Genomic DNA, 14,735 nt, shown 5'->3' on the forward strand with positions numbered 1-14,735 from the left:
GTCGGAAAATTTATGTGCACAACTTCAAATATTTTACAAATTTTTATTTACAGCCCATTAATTTGAAATTAAAATAGGAGTATTAAATTAAAGGGAGATAACCAAATGAAACTTTCAAAATTCATTTCTAGTTTCACCATTGCTGCTCTTCTAAGTTCAAGCATTGCCGGCCATTCAGTATTTGCAGAATCAAATCTTCCTCTTGAGAGAGAACAAAAAAGACTTCAAATTATTAATCAGCTGGAACAGCGAAACATTGAAACTAAATCAGTTAAAACTTCTTCATTACAAGAGCAAACTGCAACAGAGATCCAGTACAATGACTATATTGATGCGTATGAAATACATGAATACTCTTTTTCAACTGCTGGCGGAAACTTCTCATGGGATCTTGTACCGCAAGAAGATGTTGATATATTTATTTATGGATATGACAATGAGGAACTAATCGATCCTGAAGAGTACTCTGCATTTAAACTTCCAGCAGGTGATTATGCTATAGTCGTCATGGGTCTTAGTGAACATCCTGTTGAATATGACTTTTTCCTTGAGGGAGTATTTTCAGGTACACCTGATAATACCTTGCCGGATTTAATTATTCATAATCCGGCGGGTCATGAATTTCGTCTAAGTAAAGGTTCCTCTCCTATGCTAACAGTCTCAGGAGAAACGAAAAATTCAGAGTTTGTAGGAATTTATAGCAATCTTAGAGAATATGAGGTTTATCCTGGGCCATTTAAAGAAGAGATTGAATTGGGCAAAGGGTTTAATACGGTTTCCGTTTATGCTGTAAATTCTGGAGGAAATTCAATCACGTCTTTTTATAATATAACCCTTCCCGGTGTTAGCCGAATTTATGGAAAAGACCGTTATTATGTATCAGGGAATGTAAGCAGTACACTGGATTACTGGGGATACAACAGCGGAACAATCATTATTACACGAGGAGACCTATACCCAGATGCTTTATCTGGCGGACCGCTTGCAAGTCTTGAAGCAGCCCCTATCATGCTGACCCAGACAAATAAACTTCCGGACAAAATTAAAGAAAAAATCTTAGACTATGATGCTAATAGGGCAATAATCCTGGGTGGCACGGGTTCTGTTTCAACAGAAATAGAATCACAACTAAAATCCCTTGGAGTATACGACATTGAACGAATTGGCGGAAAGGATCGGTATGTAGTATCTTCCAGTGTTGCCGAGCAAATTTCATCTTACATGGAATCTGATACCGCAATCATTGCAAGCGGAGAGGTTTTTCCAGATGCACTTTCTGCTTCTACAATAGCAGGAATAGCTGGAATGCCTATTCTGCTGGTGAAATCCCAGGAGATCCCAAGCTCCATTCAAACATTTATTAAAAACCATCCTGAAATTACTAACTTTATTATTGTGGGCGGCCCAGCAACTGTTAAAGACTCTGTTACATTAAAACTAAAAGAGCTGCGCAGGGGTGCAAGCATTGATAGGATTGGCGGAAAAGACCGTTACGAGGTTTCAATTAATGTTGCAAAATATGCAATGGAAAATTTCGGAATGAACTTAAGTACAATTGCTTTTGCTAGGGGAGATCTATTCCCTGACGCATTATCCGGGGCACCTTTAGCAAACTTCTTCTATGCCCCTATCTTATTGACCAGAACAGATAGAGTTGAAGAAAAAGTTAATACCTTCCTAACAAATAACCGCAGTCAGTTGGAGCATATGTACTTAATTGGAGATGTTGGTTCTATTTCTCCGAATACTGAAAATCAATTGTACAATTTAATACGCTAGATGGAAAATTAATAATTACTGCAGAATAAAAACAGCACCCAATTAATAAACCATTTAATTTGAGTGCTGTTTTTGTTGTTATTTAGGGAATTTAAACTCCTAGTTACTGGATGTGCCTCTAATAGTTTAATATTTCTCATTATGTGACGGGAAAGCCATGAAAAAGACTTTGGTGCAAGCCAAATACACTCCCTATTTCCCCCCGGTTAATCCATGTGCCTTGTTATTATCTCCGCATTATTATGTTCAATTCATAAGCAGTTCTAGAAGGTGTCTTTTTTCAATTCCTACTATTCTTTGTACAGAGAAATAATTTTTCTTTATATGTTCTCATATTTAATGTAAGTAAAATTTATCCTGCTATATTCATCCTAATTACCAGCCTTCTTTCTTTGTTAACTTATTAGGACAGCAAAAAACACATCTCCTCTTGTTTGTTCAAGCTCTTCAAAATTGCCCCAGCACCTTTTATTCATTTATCCATTTAATTACGAATAGGGTAAGAAGAATACAACCCTTAGCGTAAAAGGAGCGTTACCATGTTGGGATTCAAAAGGGAGCAGAATAATATCTTTATGCTACTGTCAGTATTGATTGCGACGGCGGTGATCCTTTTGCTTTCAAATCATTACTATCATCACCTGAAAAGCAAGCCAAAGATATCGTCGAGGAATTCTATTCCTATGAACAAGATGGTGAATTTTCATCCTCCTGGGTACTCTTCCACTCCAGCATGAAAAAGAAGTTTACAAATGGGCACTATATCCAAGATCGAGCCAACGTCTTTATGAACCACTTTGGTGTAGATACTTTTACATATACACTTAGGAAGCCGGAAAAGCTTAAATCCTGGAAGAAGTCAAAGGAGGATACCGCTATACAGGATGTCTATAAAATACCAGTAATTCAGACGTTCAAAGGAAAATATGGAATTTTAACATTGAGCAGGATATCTTTGTAGGGAAGGAAAAAGAAGAATGGAAAGTGATTTGGGATTATAAAAAATAAATAGCATTATCTTTAGCGGACTTAAGCTTTTTAAGCAAGTCCGCTCTTTAATTATAGAGATCTATAGCTCCATAATTGCGATAACTAGCCGAGCCTTCAGCAAAAGATTTGAAGTATACAATTTAACGGAATCCTTAGTCTTAAAAAAAAAAGTGTGGAACATAGTTCCTGTTACTGTCCAGCCGTTACTTTATTGCAAACATCAGCAAGATTTTCCAAACACTTTTTTTTAATTCTCTCATGGCATGTGAAATTATGACGTATTTCTGTTTAGAGCATTGAAGCAATAGAAGAAATGTGTTCCATTTTTGGATGTTTAATTCTTTTTTTTCTAAGTATTTTCCTATTTTTTGTTCAAAATATTCAACTTTTCCGAAGAATGCACCCAATTTGATCTCCTCCAAGTTAATATGTTTCCTAATTAACTGTTTCCCTATTGTTTAATGGACGAACCAATAAGATTAATCAGCTGCTGCTTAATGTTAAATAAATAAAACAATACTTATAACCTAATACCATTTCACTATTAGATTCAATAATTTTCTATTTTATTTATTCAAGCAAAATTCCACTCTTCAAATAGGAATTAACCTAATGGAAATTTAAACTTAAATAACCAGTTTTCGGATTTTTTATTAAGTGCAAGCTAATTTTTTATTAAAGTTATTTTACAATAGGGATAAATGTCCATCTTTCGTTTATGATGTGAAACGAGATAGATTCATTTCCAATTATATTAGCAAGGATGTGAGAACAATGAGCAGTGCTCGCGGACATATATCTGAAATTCACATATTAAGGGCAATCGGCTGCCTCTTCGTGGTTGCTGTCCATGTTTCTGGTTCCTTTTACTATGCTCACGGTCAACAATATAATGAATGGACATTATTTATAAATCAAATCAGCCGCTTTGGGACACCTATGTTTGCACTTATAAGCGGTTTTCTGCTTTTTTATCAAACGCGCAATAGAGGATTTAACTTTAAGAAATTTACCACTAGCCGTTTTACTAAAATCGGCCTGCCCTTCCTCTTTTGGAGTAGTTTTTATCTGCTATTTACGTACTTTGTTTTAGGCGCAAACCCGCTCGCATCAGGGGAAAAGTTATTCTTGGTGGACTTTGTTTTCGGTAATGCATTTTATCATTTATACTTCATGTCGATCGTCTTTCAATTTTATTTGCTGTTTCCGCTATTGCAATTATTTAAATCTAAATGGCAATGGCCTGTCTTACTCGTAATATCAATTTTTATCAACTTCTATTTTGTAAAATCCTTTAACCCTGGACAATTTGACGGGATACTCAACAGCATTCTAAGTCAGCGTGCATTTCTTCCCAGCTGGCTGTTTTATTTTATTTTTGGGGGATTCCTGGCTTACTTTTGGGAACCTTTAAATGTTTTTGCCAAAAGATATAAAATCCTTTTAGGCCTTGCAGTATTATTCATTACCGCTGCCGCTGTATGGGAATACAAAACAGCCGGATCTGCACCATCAAATAGAGTAAGCAATATGCTTAATATTCCTGTTATTACTCTATTCGTAATAGGGATTGGCAGCCACTTACAAAAAGTGAAATGGCTAAACAGCTTTTTTATCAAAATTGGGACTCTATCAATGGCTATTTATTTAGTTCATCCATTTGTTCTATATACTTTCGTTCAAATTGCTCCGGACTACATTTGGAAAACCTCTCTTTTCCCAGTTGTTTTCGCCATTATCCTTCTGGGATCGATTGCGATTGTTAAATTAATTAAATTAATGCCGTTTAATCAATATATATTAACCATACCCAGTAATAAGAAGCATAATATCAATACAACTTTCAAGTCTGCGATTGAAAGTTAAATCAAATCTTCAGTAATATCAAAAACCGAGCATCCTAAAAGGCCGCTCGGTTTTTTAATGTTAGCCTTACACACGTCATTGTTGTCAGGCAAATATATACACTTTCATTTTATAATAATATTAGTGGATTTTTCCAGCAGACGATTCTTTCTCGGTAGAATTTTATGTAATAAATGTATATAAGTATATAATAATACCAATCTCTAATTCGACAATTTCTTTTCAATTTCCCAGGAAAAATTTTTAATTCATGCAGATTTTACAGCAAAAGACAGGTTATCGACAGAGATCAACTGTTACCTGATACTCAACTCCTGACATCCCGGTAAGAGGCATAATGCAAAGTCTCGTCCTTCGCCAAGCGGCGGAGCAGGTTGGACAAATTACTATCATTCGAAACTGTCACTTCCTCTACTTTATAATAATACACCTTGGTGGACAGCTCCTGCATAGAGGTATAAACCATCATTTCAAATAGTTCATCTTCCGTAATGGAACCGAGAATAGCCGATCATTGGGCTGCAGCCACGCCGAAGGGATAAATTCTACCTTTGCTATCATTTTTTAAAACACCTTTTAAGGCAAAAACTCTATCTATAGATAACCCTATCAATTTTTAATGATCGACCGGAAAATTTATTTTTATAAACTCTAGTTTTCCTTTTATGAATTAGGTTAATACGAGAAAGAAGCAATTTTTATAGAGGTTGGTACCAAGAAAGCGAACCCAATAAAAAAAAAACGGGATATTCCCCGCTTTTGATAGACTCAATTTTATTTTTAATGTTCAGAAGGGATTCCAAATGTTGAATACGCTGGGCTGTGTTCTGAAGGAATTCCAGCTAATTCCATGCTTTTTACTGGACTATGCTCGGATGGAATTCCTGCCTCTAAATTGCCTGCGAAAGATGAAGCTGCTCCTATTACACTCAAAGCTAAGGCACCGGCTAAAATCAATTTTTTCATATACCCTACTCCTCTCATTTTTTATTAATTTATTATGCATTTAATTATTACATATATCATCATTTATTGAGCAATTTTTCCATTTCTGATTTTACGATTTTAATAAACTTTTCATTTCGCTGCAGCTGAAGAATATAGATAGATTTTTGAAGATGTTCTTTTCCAATTTCTTCATTGCCTAATTTAATATAATTCTCACCACATTGATAATGTAAATTGGCAAATAAATATAGGATTTCTTCATGTATACAAATGTCTATTCCTTTTTGGCAATATACCAGGGATTCTTCAAATTCACCTATTTCAGTTAATGCCTGCGATAAGCCAAACAAAATCCTAACCTTTCCTCTGGATTCTAGTATGTGAGGGAGTTTTTCCAGATCATTTAGAGCTTTTTTAAATATTTCAATGGCATCCTCATATTGGTGAGTATCTTTATACAATATTGCAATACTTGCCAGTATTTCAACTTCTCGTTCTGTAAGGTTTTCTCTTTTAGAATTTGTGAGATCTAACGCTTCGTGCAGTAAATTTATTGCCTTTTCAAAATTATCCTCTAGATAAAAAACACAGATCCCCTGATGCCAGATTAGAAATTGTTTTAACATAACAGGCTGGAATATTGGGTTATCCAATTCTTTTTGAATAATCTCATTAATTGCTTGATAATTCCAATTGCGTTTAAGCTTATTAATAATTTGCATCACAGCAGTAGAATAATTTATAGTGGCCTTAGAGGCAATATTAAAAAAGTAAGTAAGATCAATGTTTAATTTATTTGCTAATTGGTTTAACGTTTCTAAGCTTGGGTATACTCTCTCTTTTTCATAAGAAATAAGTTCTTCCTCAGAACAAATTCCTTCTGCCAACTCCTTAACACTCAAATTTTTATACTGACGAAAAGACTTTAGGCTGTCACCAATTAAATACTCACTTAAATTCATCATCTTTCCCTCACTTAGCATGTTTAGTAGTATTATCGTAGTACAAATATTATGGTTTAATAGAGAATAAGCTTATACCTGAAATTTTAATAAGATATGAAGGAATTTATTAAAAGTTCCTTTAGCTTTAAGAAGTCAGACAGAAAAATACGCCCAAGAATATTACTTCATTAATAAGGGGTAAAAAATAAAAATTCTTCTGGTGCTGAAAGAAAACCCAATTATCATTTAAAGCCCTCTTTAATAATAATTTATATTCGATAAATCAAACATATATCCTTTCAATTTTATTAAAATTATATATAAATTGGTGAAAAAGAATTTCTTTTTGAAACCTATGTATTATAATTAATCTCCAATTTAAAAAAGCCTGTTAAACATATTGGTGTTTAACAGGCTTTTTTTCTTTGTTTAAATCTGCTTGCCCGGTTTAATCGGTTCTATAGAGGCGCTTAGCAGTTGAACAGGCATAATTTTACCAGGATCAGTTTCAACTGCTATAGTCTGTAATTGCGATATTCGTTGCAACCGAAATGGATACTCATGTTTATAATTAGTTGTTGATGTTGTTACCACAATATATCCTTCAACCGTTGCTGTTTATTCGCAATGGCATATACAGCAGATATAAATTATTCTGCATCAGCAGAAGTATATGGAGTAAAAAGACTTAGTATCAAGGTAAAAATACTCAGAAGGCTGAACATGCTTTTCCAGCGCTTTTTACAGTACAATTAGATATTGTAAAAATTGCATAAATATAGGGAAAATAAGAAAATAGAAATGTTTTTATGTAGGTATTTATACTTGGAAGAGTATTTTGTTTTTAGCTCTTACCCTTATAACCTAGTAAGCAATGATTCATTTAAAGGGTAGAGGAAATAAATATTAAACAACTCCGTACTTTTGTAGTACCGCCTCAAAATAAAACCCCTTTCTTTTAAAAAGGGGATCGATTTTTTGCAGAAATATTTAAACTATATAATAATAGATAATTAATTTGCCATTATCTTTCTCAAGTCATTTTCAATTTCCATAAGCAGCTGGTTTACACTTATATCTTTATCCCAAATGCCCTTTTCATATGCTCTCGTAAGCATGTCCATAAAAAGCTTATATATAGCATCAGAATCTTCTTTTCCTAACAACTTAACCCCCTCCTTTTTTTCTAATCTTATAGACACTATTCTATTCCTTTCCCGATCATTTGACAATATTTTTCCAAATATTATTAAAAAGAACCACCCCTGAGTAAGGAAGTGGCCAAAAGTGGAGATTTAAAAGGATTAAAACTTTAGTAACAACATACTTTTGTTTAGGGATTTACCCTTAACATAATTGGTTCTTAACCATTAAAACATTTTTATAATATTTTTGTATCAATGATTAAATCTCAAAATTAGAGGATTTCAATCCTAAATCACTTGTTTATGACGAATTTCAATAGTAAAAATAACTATAAGAATATTTTTAGGGGGGCATTAGATTGGATTTTTCTGTGATAGGGAAAAAAATAAAAGAATTGCGGAAATCAGTAGGTTTTTCTCAAAGAGATCTGGCTAGAGACATATGTACACAAGCGCAAATAAGTAAAATTGAAAAAGGAGATGTACTTCCACTAGCATCCACTTTGTACTTCATTTCACAGCGTTTAGGAGTTGATATAAACTATTTCTTTGATCTCGGCACAACACCTAGACTTGATTATGTTCAGGAAGTTAATAACCAGCTTAAATTGGCTAGACGCAAACTTGATTATCCCCTTATAAAAGAAATAGTGGAGATTGAAGAAAAGAATCCTCTTTTTACAACAAACAAGAAGAATTATCAGACTCTTCTCTGGCATAAAGCTATATACGAATACCATGTTAATCACCATGCTGAAAAAGCTCTCTCACTAGTCGATAAAGCCATTACCTTAACATTTGAGAAGGTTTGGGCTGAAAGAGAGATTGAAATTATAATAAGCAAAGGTATCTTTTTGTACGAAGAAGGAAGGTACGAAGAGGCTCTTGATATCTATTTGCCAGCAAAAGATCATTTAGACGACATTATTTATTTAAATGACGAAACCATTCGCAGCAGGCTACTTTATAATATGGCTAAAGCGTTCACAAAGTTAGAAAACTATAAACAATCTATCAATGTTTGCGAGCAGGCCATCCAAACCTGTATTAGGAAGGATCTCCTTTTTCTATTAGGCGAGCTCCATTATCATATTGGATATAATTACGAACTTAGAAACCAGTTCCATTTGGCAAAAAAATTCATGCAGCAAGCCCTTGACATTTTTCACCTTCAGAAGAACGACCAATACAGTGACTTTATACACAAAAAAATGGTTATTTTCGACAAACATCTACAATATTAACTAATCGACGCGTCGAAATGAGTATACAGACCTAAATTATTGTAAAATAATAACTATATTTTGTATAATGATGTAAATAAATGATCTTTTTGGACGATATATGTGATAAAATGATTAAAAAAGTCCAAGGAGTGATTTGGAAAAGTGAAAAAACAGATGGTTTCAATTGCTGCCGTTGCGATGCTCTCTTCTACTTTTGCCTCACAGGCTTCTGCTGATACATACATAGTAAAAAAAGGGGACACCCTATATCAACTAGCTATTAAATACAAAACCACAGTAACAGATTTAAAAAAGTTAAATGATTTAAATTCTGATTTTCTCTCAATCAATCAAAAGATTCACATACCTGGGGCAACAGCAAAACCTGAATCCAGTCAGCAAACACCAGCATCTCCTGCCAGCAATTCAGCCAGCACATATACAGTTAAGAGCGGCGATACCCTTTCTAAAATTGCGTTAAGTCATAATATTAGTTTAAAAGATTTAATGAGTTGGAATAATCTAAACACGCATTTGATTTTCCCGGGGCAAGTTTTAAAAGTATCAAAATCTGCCGATAATACATCAGGTGATAATAAGGAGCAGGCAGGCTCTCCAACGTCAGCCACTGCCCCAGAACCAGAAAGCAGTTTAGCCATTTATGTTGTTAAAAAAGGGGATACATTGAGCGGCATTGCCACCAAGTATAAGACCACTGTTCAACAAATTAAAACATGGAACAACCTTAACACGGATCTTATTCTGATTGGACAGAATCTAAAATTGGGCGCAACCCAGAGTTCAGGTGAAACAGCAGTTAAAGAACAACCTGCTAAGGAAGCAGAAAAAGATAACCCAGAAGGATCTTCCCTTCTTGCAGAAGCTCAAAAACATGTAGGAGTCCCTTATAAATGGGCCGGCTCCACTCCTTCAGGATTTGATTGCAGCGGGTTTATCTATTATGTTCTGAAACAAACAGGTTCCAAAATGGGACGCTACTCTTCTGAAGGCTATTACAGCCGCTCTTATTATGTAGACAAGCCACAGCCAGGCGATTTGGTATTTTTTGAGAATACATATAAACCGGGCATTTCTCATCTGGGTTTCTATATTGGGGATAATACGTTTATCCACGCTGGTTCATCTGGCGTTGAAATCTCCAGTCTGGATAACTCGTATTATAAGAAACATTTTGATGGGTTTAAGAGGTTTTATTAAGGCACCTTTTTACAGGTGTCTTTTTTCATATTCTGGAAGGGAAATTCAAATGCTTTGAAGAATGATAAAGATAACGGGGTCTAAAGGAGGAGATAAAATGAACTTCGTGGGCATTATTACATTTTTGTCATTATCTTTATTATTCATGAGTCTACTATTAATCTATTCCAAGTTTCATAATAAGACCTTGGGTAAATTATTGATGATTATTATTTTCTTCCTATTTAATGCACTCCCCCTTGTCTACATAGTCTATATGGAACAAAGATTTCCATTTAGGAGCAAAACCATTAATCTTGGCTCTGCCTTTCTGTTTGTGTGGCTTATTACTGCCTGTTCCCTATTTTTCGGTATCCTTTTTAGATTTCGCGTTAAAAAAGAAGATTCTTATTATTAGACAATCAAAAAACCAGCAGCTGTTCACGGCTGCTGGTTTTTTGCTATCTCGAGAGGAAGCCCCTGGCTGAGTATTTTAGCATATCGTTCTTTCCTAACTCTCTTAGATCTTTCTTTTTCAGTTTCGGAATCTCTATTGGCGTAATGAATGGAGAGCCGCTTTTCAGAAAGAGCGGCCGCTCCAGGAGAACCAGTTCCCCTTTCTGCAATCCTTCTTTTACTTCTTGGGTTTGACTGATATTCAGGCCTGTTTGGAGTTCCCTTTTATCTAGCTGTCCGTTTTGCAGGATGGTATATGCATACTTACCTTTCTTTGTTTTTTTAATCGCCTTGGCAGGAACAGTCAACGTATCGCTTACTTCATTTGTCACGATTTTCAGGTTCACATGCTCACCATGAAAACTTTGCTGTTCTGGAGCTTCATCCATCACAACCGTGAATTCATAATGGCTCTCTTTATCTGCATGGGGCTCTGAAACAGGATAATTATAGATTTTTTCTATCGTTCCGTCTATCTTTTTGTTGCTGCCTTCAGGAGTGATAAAAACCTTCATTCCTTGTGCTGCTTTCTTTATTTCCTTTTCAGATAATGTGCCTTCAATTTTTTGTATGTTTGAAATGATCGTCACAATAGGATTTGTAAGATCATGCTTAATGCTTTTCACAGTTCCCGAAATTTCACTTAATGCAGTAAGGTTTAGCAGGCTCTCATCCGCTGCATCAATAAGATCCTCATACTTTTCGATTTCATTCTTAATCCTGCTGATTTGCAGCTCTTTTTCATAAATATCCCGTTCGAGCGTTTGGATCATATATTCATTCTGATTGAGCTCATCATCCAATGTAGTAATCCTGAGATCATCCTGCATATCCTCAAGATCTTGTATGTGGTTTTCTAAGCTTATTTGTTCGCGTTCAAGCTTTTCTTTTTCTATTTTGAATTTTTCTTTCGCTTGCGTGATATCTTCAGGAGAGTATTCAAACAATGCTGTTCCTGCTTCGACCTCATCTCCTTTTTCTACGAGAAATCCGTTAAAATTCCCCATATTGCTTTCGTAATATAAATATTGTTCTTCCTTTGGAGCCAGTACTCCTTTTGCTGGCATCATTTCAAGCAGATCCTGCTTTTTTACTGCAGTCCACTCATCAATATAGTAGGTTCTGCTTATTTTTTCACTTTTCATGAAAAGCAGGGTAAAATTGCAAGCTAGGAATAGAAGCACACCGATTATAAGTAATCTGGTTTTCCACATCATAGATGAATCCCTCACTTAAATTAGCTTTTCCAATTGGATGGATGAAAGCAGCGCTGAGACAATAATGAAAAACAAATTTATTCCGAGCACCAATAGGAAAAGGAACCGCGGACTCTTCTCGGAAATAATTTTCAAGTACTTATATTGCAGGACAAATGTCCATATTTTAAAAAGTGTGATGGCAGAGAACAGATAGACTAGCGTCTTGATGGATATTGCTGCTTGAGCAATGATTCCGAATGAAAAAATGGAAGAATCAGTGTTGAGTCCCAGCAAGATAAAGAGTGGTATATTAATCGCTTTTTCTGTTAATAAAATAAGCAGAACCAACAGCTGAATAGCAATTAACTTACGGTATTCAACCTCTACAAGCGTCCAAAAGAACAGCGAAGGTACAAAAATGATAATGATCGCATAGAAAATGCCCCAGACGACCTGTCCAGCTCCAAAGAATAACTTGTACAGATTATACTCGCTCTCGGAAAAATCCGTGATATTCCTTGTAACCTGCTCACTGCCTATACCAAAGAAAGCACTAAGTCCATAAACAAACGCACTTAGGGCAATCAAAAGCAGCATTTGCTTCCATAGACCAGCAAGCCTTTCCTCTTTCCTTAACTGATGTGATACCAAATAAGGCTCCTTCAACCCTCTCAAGAGCGGCACCCGATAACCCATAAATAATCCCCCAACCAAATAATCTACTATTCTCCTATCTTACCCCAAAATCAAAATTTTGGGAAATAGGCAGAATTGTGGAGAATTGTCATCTGGTACCCCAAAAATTTTGTCGAACATCTGGGACAACTGTACTTTTTCTATATTTTATACGGAATTTCACCATGCAGCGCTGTCGGAATTTGCAAAAACTTTTGTTGTTTTAATCTGATAGAATGGCGGTATAGATAAGTAAAAATTTTACAACTATGTCCTTGTCCCATATAAATAATAATGAGGAGGGGTTAATATGAAAATTAAAGCAGGTAATTGGAGAATGCTGAGCATACAAGAGAAGTTATTTATATTAGAGGCTGTCAGCTTTTTTCAATCCAGAACGAAAAAGAGGCATTAAAATTAAATGCGGAATTTGTATATCTACTATAACCTTCAATTAAAAAAATAGGCACCTTTGCCTTACACGAAAAGGAAAGGTGCCTATTCATATTAAATAAGGTTTTTATTCCTCAAGTTCCTCGCCTAAAGCCAGACTAAAATTCTGTCCTCTATTAAATAGGGTACACAAATTCCAATAGGTATAGCTCCTTATTTACTCCTTCCCTCGGCCCTTTATAATTTAGTCTTTCCCCCCTGCCAAACTACAACTTTCTCATATAAATCTTGAATTGCCTGATGAGAAGAATAAATACAAGTGCCTCTATCAGGGATAAGTGACACCTGTAATGGCACCTCAGTATTTCAACGCCACATTCTTCACCTGCGTATAATTCCGCTATGCTTATAGCCGCCAAACGGCTGGGTAATGCCTCCATCAGCTCCATAATGGTTGATAAAGACCTGGCCGCATTCAAGGGCATTGGCTACGCGATGGACACGGCCGGCATTTTCAGTCCATCCCACTGCAACAAGGCCGTATGATGTGCCGTTTGCAATTTCAATGGCTTTTCTTCTGATTCAAAAGTAGTAACTGTAAGAACCGGTCCGAAGATTTCCTCCTGAGCGAGATGATGGTTTGCTAAAAATCGTCGGCTGCAGATAATAGCCTGATTCGCAGCCTTCTACCGGATGACGCTTTCCGCCTGTTTCCACCCGAAGAGAACCTTTTTCGATTCTTATGCCAGGTCATCCAGGGAGTGATTAATAAGGGTGCCAGCTTTAGTTCATTAACGCGTTTTGATGACATTTTCGAGGCCTTAGGCAAAAATGTGAAAACAGACATTACGTTTAATGAGATGATTGACATTCAAAAGAATTATAAGGATACCAGGCATAATATAAGCCAGCTGACCATTGAAGGGGATGGCCAATACATTGGGAATGTATGGTATCTCATTGTGCCAGATGAAGAAAAACAAAGAGTGCAAACTGAACTTAAAGAACACCTGGAAATATAGCCAAATTCCTGCTAAACAGCAAAAAACAGTGCCATTCTGAGAAGAGTTGCACTGTTTTTTAATTCATTTTTTAAGTGAAAACATTCAGGGAGAAGTGAACCTGTCGAGGTTTACATAAAGATTAAACTGAAGTTTTTGAAGCCTTTCATAAACAAATATTCCACTAATATAAAGGACTTGCGGAAATCAGGTCTAAACGGCTGCCAATTTCCCTTTGCTGATTTTTCCGCATGCTTTAGATAAATTTTCAAGACACTCTTTCCTAAGTCTCTCGTGACAGTGAAAATCGTATAAAAGCTCATTTTCCAATTTAGAAGTAATGGTTTTAAATTTTTCCAGCTTTGATGCCTTTAAACGGTTATCAGAAAGATACGTTGTGATCTCCTTTTCAAAGTACTCCACCGTTCCAAACAGTACGCCCAATAGATTCTCCTCCTATTTTTTTATTTTTCAGTCATTAATCCGTTCCCTTATCTAAAACAAACAAACCCATAAAACAGCAAAGAGGCCCACCATAAGGGCAGACCTGTTTTCCAGTTACAAAAAATGCGAGATAAATAAACCTCCATTTCTTCTGCAACCCGACTATCCTAGTCCATGACCTTAGACTCGTGGCTTTGCGTCCCAATCTTTCAATAGGTTTGCCAAATATACAATTCTGTTACTATTATAATAAAACTTTAGACTTATATTTTTCAACATTTTTCGATAATTCCACTAATAATAATCTATTTCGACTATTTATATTCCAAATATTTCATGTTATAACGTGGTGTATTCAGCTCCTGTTTATGTAATTTATATGCTGGCATTTTTGTTTTATTTACTTAATGAGTTGTTTTTGCAGGTTTCCTCTTAAATAACAGAGTTACATTTATCCAGTCAGCGTGCAATT

The 14,735-nt window shown here is 35.4% G+C and carries 11 protein-coding genes, 2 pseudogenes and 1 riboswitch; of the genes and pseudogenes, 5 read left to right on the forward strand and 8 right to left on the reverse strand.

The annotated features are described in order from the left end of the window. Positions 1–105 precede the first annotated feature (105 nt). Complete coding sequence (locus L634_RS0107735; protein WP_026581960.1) at positions 106–1,779, forward strand: cell wall-binding repeat-containing protein; 1,674 nt, start codon at positions 106–108, stop codon at positions 1,777–1,779. Positions 1,780–3,543: 1,764 nt separating this feature from the next. After that, entirely contained in the window at positions 3,544–4,635 is a 1,092-nt protein-coding gene (locus L634_RS30785; protein ID WP_051428283.1) for an acyltransferase, read from the forward strand. A 316-nt stretch (positions 4,636–4,951) separates the two neighbouring features. On the opposite strand, the pseudogene L634_RS32565 reads toward L634_RS30785, so the two are convergent. From L634_RS32565 to L634_RS33330, 4 genes and pseudogenes are all read right to left on the reverse strand, one after another. After that, positions 4,952–5,140, reverse strand: a pseudogene (locus L634_RS32565) (acyl-ACP desaturase); the annotation flags it as partial. A 275-nt stretch (positions 5,141–5,415) separates the two neighbouring features. Beyond that, on the reverse strand, positions 5,416–5,601 hold the full coding sequence (locus L634_RS0107755) for a hypothetical protein (protein ID WP_026581962.1): 186 nt from the start codon (positions 5,599–5,601) through the stop codon (positions 5,416–5,418). Positions 5,602–5,660: 59 nt separating this feature from the next. Then, positions 5,661–6,548 (reverse strand): helix-turn-helix domain-containing protein, encoded by an 888-nt coding sequence (locus L634_RS0107760; protein ID WP_232233728.1) that lies wholly within the window; start codon positions 6,546–6,548, stop codon positions 5,661–5,663. A 992-nt stretch (positions 6,549–7,540) separates the two neighbouring features. Continuing rightward, on the reverse strand, positions 7,541–7,693 hold the full coding sequence (locus L634_RS33330) for a hypothetical protein (protein ID WP_157452373.1): 153 nt from the start codon (positions 7,691–7,693) through the stop codon (positions 7,541–7,543). A gap of 338 nt (positions 7,694–8,031) precedes the next feature. On the opposite strand from L634_RS33330, the gene L634_RS0107770 reads away from it, so the two are divergent. Both L634_RS0107770 and L634_RS0107775 read left to right on the forward strand, forming a co-directional pair. Continuing rightward, positions 8,032–8,916, forward strand: a complete 885-nt coding sequence (locus L634_RS0107770; protein WP_026581964.1) for a helix-turn-helix domain-containing protein — start codon at positions 8,032–8,034, stop codon at positions 8,914–8,916. Between the two features lie 144 nt (positions 8,917–9,060). Next, positions 9,061–10,116, forward strand: coding sequence for a C40 family peptidase (locus tag L634_RS0107775; RefSeq protein WP_026581965.1), 1,056 nt, complete (start codon positions 9,061–9,063; stop codon positions 10,114–10,116). A gap of 440 nt (positions 10,117–10,556) precedes the next feature. Here L634_RS0107775 and L634_RS0107785 read toward each other — a convergent pair whose 3' ends face one another. The 3 genes and pseudogenes from L634_RS0107785 to L634_RS34895 form a co-directional block, all read right to left on the reverse strand. Further along, a complete protein-coding gene (locus L634_RS0107785) occupies positions 10,557–11,768 on the reverse strand; it encodes an efflux RND transporter periplasmic adaptor subunit (RefSeq protein ID WP_026581967.1) in 1,212 nt (403 codons plus the stop codon). Between the two features lie 15 nt (positions 11,769–11,783). Then, the gene (locus L634_RS0107790) at positions 11,784–12,446 is read right to left on the reverse strand and encodes a hypothetical protein (RefSeq protein WP_026581968.1); all 663 of its coding nucleotides are present in this window, start codon (positions 12,444–12,446) and stop codon (positions 11,784–11,786) included. Between the two features lie 753 nt (positions 12,447–13,199). Further along, positions 13,200–13,486 (reverse strand): annotated as a pseudogene (locus L634_RS34895) (aldehyde dehydrogenase family protein). A gap of 93 nt (positions 13,487–13,579) precedes the next feature. Between L634_RS34895 and L634_RS0107805 the strand changes: the two are divergent. Then, positions 13,580–13,840: a hypothetical protein gene (locus tag L634_RS0107805; RefSeq protein WP_026581969.1), complete on the forward strand. Its 261-nt coding sequence runs from the start codon at positions 13,580–13,582 to the stop codon at positions 13,838–13,840. 192 nt (positions 13,841–14,032) lie between these two features. Here L634_RS0107805 and L634_RS0107810 read toward each other — a convergent pair whose 3' ends face one another. Then, positions 14,033–14,263 carry a hypothetical protein gene (locus L634_RS0107810; RefSeq protein ID WP_026581970.1) on the reverse strand — a complete coding sequence of 77 codons (231 nt, stop codon included), beginning with the start codon at positions 14,261–14,263 and terminating at the stop codon, positions 14,033–14,035. A gap of 149 nt (positions 14,264–14,412) precedes the next feature. Further along, positions 14,413–14,496: riboswitch (cyclic di-GMP riboswitch) on the reverse strand. Positions 14,497–14,735 lie beyond the last annotated feature (239 nt).

The sequence above is a fragment of the Bacillus sp. J33 genome (assembly GCF_000518885.1).
GTDB lineage: Bacteria > Bacillota > Bacilli > Bacillales > Cytobacillaceae > Cytobacillus.

Bases quoted from the DNA above. Each gene is read 5' to 3' on its own strand.
- L634_RS0107790 (WP_026581968.1), bottom strand. From the start codon at position 12,446: ATGGGTTATCGGGTGCCGCTCTTGAGAGGGTTGAAGGAGCCTTATTTG.
- L634_RS0107760 (WP_232233728.1), bottom strand. From the start codon at position 6,548: ATGATGAATTTAAGTGAGTATTTAATTGGTGACAGCCTAAAGTCTTTT.
- L634_RS0107785 (WP_026581967.1), bottom strand. From the start codon at position 11,768: ATGATGTGGAAAACCAGATTACTTATAATCGGTGTGCTTCTATTCCTA.
- L634_RS0107755 (WP_026581962.1), bottom strand. From the start codon at position 5,601: ATGAAAAAATTGATTTTAGCCGGTGCCTTAGCTTTGAGTGTAATAGGA.
- L634_RS0107735 (WP_026581960.1), top strand. From the start codon at position 106: ATGAAACTTTCAAAATTCATTTCTAGTTTCACCATTGCTGCTCTTCTA.
- L634_RS30785 (WP_051428283.1), top strand. From the start codon at position 3,544: ATGAGCAGTGCTCGCGGACATATATCTGAAATTCACATATTAAGGGCA.